Here is a 1,737-nt window from a genome sequence, read left to right on the forward strand (position 1 = left end):
GCTCCTCGGCTGACGGCTGGTTCCGCCTCGCCCGGCCGTGTACGGACGGTCCAGCGTCGGGGGCCGGACCGCTCTGCCGGTCGGCGGGCTGCACCGGCTGGTCGGCGGGCTGTTCAGCCGGTTGACGGCTGTATCGGTTGGTCGATGGACATCTCTGCCGGTTGGCGGCTGTATCGGCTGGCTGGCGGGTTGCGCCGATTGGTCGGCGGGCTGCGTCGGCTGGTCGGCGGGCTGTTCAGCCGGTCGGCGGGCTGTATCGGCTGGTCGATGGACCGCTCTGCCGGTCGGCGGGCCGCTCTGCCGGTCGACGGCCGCACCGGCTGGTCGCCGGGCCGCCCCGTCGGTCTCCGGGCCGCCCCGCCCGTCGTCGGGTCCGTCCCACCCATCGCCGGACCGCTTCGCCCGAGCCGGGTGAAGAAAGCCCGAAGGGGAGGAATGCCCGCCGGAATCGGGGGCACGCGAACCGTACCCCCACGGGAGTCCGGCATGGTCGGTATCCCCCAGGCGGCCGCCTTCGTCCTCCTCTCCCGGACGGGCGGCCGCCCCTTGCGTGGGGGGCGGGAACGCGCGTACGGGCGGGAACGGGGTTGTGGGCCGGGCCACACCGACCCGGACGTCCGGGATCCCGGATGCGCGATAGCCTGACGGCTGGATGGATCTCTTGACGCCAAGAGATCGATCAAACGTCCGGGGCAGGGACCCCGCCCCACCGCCAGCTGTCATACGGAGAACGCCATGACCCGCACTCCCGTGAACGTCACCGTCACCGGCGCGGCCGGCCAGATCGGTTACGCCCTGCTCTTCCGCATCGCCTCCGGTCAGCTGCTCGGCGCGGACGTGCCGGTGAAGCTGCGCCTGCTGGAGATCACGCCGGCCCTGAAGGCGGCCGAGGGCACGGCCATGGAGCTGGACGACTGCGCGTTCCCGCTCCTGCAGGGCATCGACATCACCGACGACCCGAACGTCGCCTTCGACGGCACCAACGTCGGTCTGCTCGTCGGCGCCCGCCCCCGCACCAAGGGCATGGAGCGCGGCGACCTGCTGGAGGCCAACGGCGGCATCTTCAAGCCGCAGGGCAAGGCCATCAACGACCACGCCGCGGACGACGTCAAGATCCTGGTCGTCGGCAACCCGGCCAACACCAACGCCCTCATCGCCCAGGCCGCCGCGCCGGACGTCCCGGCCGAGCGCTTCACCGCGATGACCCGCCTGGACCACAACCGCGCGCTGACCCAGCTCGCGAAGAAGACGGGCTCGACGGTCGCCGACATCAAGCGCCTCACCATCTGGGGCAACCACTCCGCCACCCAGTACCCCGACATCTTCCACGCCACCATCGCCGGCAAGAACGCCGCCGAGGTCGTGAACGACGAGAAGTGGCTGGCCGACGACTTCATCCCGACCGTCGCCAAGCGCGGCGCCGCCATCATCGAGGCCCGTGGCGCCTCGTCGGCCGCGTCCGCCGCCAACGCCGCCATCGACCACGTCTACAGCTGGGTCAACGGCACCGCCGACGGCGACTGGGTCTCCATGGGCATCCCGTCGGACGGCTCCTACGGCGTCCCGGAGGGTCTGATCTCCTCCTTCCCCGTCACCACCAAGGACGGCTCGTACGAGATCGTCCAGGGCCTGGAGATCAACGAGTTCTCCCGCGCCCGGATCGACGCCCTGCTGATCTGATTGGCCGGCATGAGTGCAGGTACCTTTCACTCCGCTCCGTCGGCCCGCGGAGGTGAG

Annotated in this window: 1 protein-coding gene; it reads left to right on the plus strand. The window is 71.2% G+C overall.

The annotated features are described in order from the left end of the window. Window positions 1-735: 735 nt before the first annotated feature. Entirely contained in the window at window positions 736-1,680 is a 945-nt protein-coding gene (locus tag ABZ281_RS48235) for a malate dehydrogenase (protein WP_356665070.1), read from the plus strand. The last annotated feature ends 57 nt before the right edge of the window (window positions 1,681-1,737 follow it).

It is taken from the genome of Streptomyces sp. NPDC006265 (assembly GCF_040613555.1).
Taxonomy (GTDB): Bacteria; Actinomycetota; Actinomycetes; order Streptomycetales; family Streptomycetaceae; genus Streptomyces.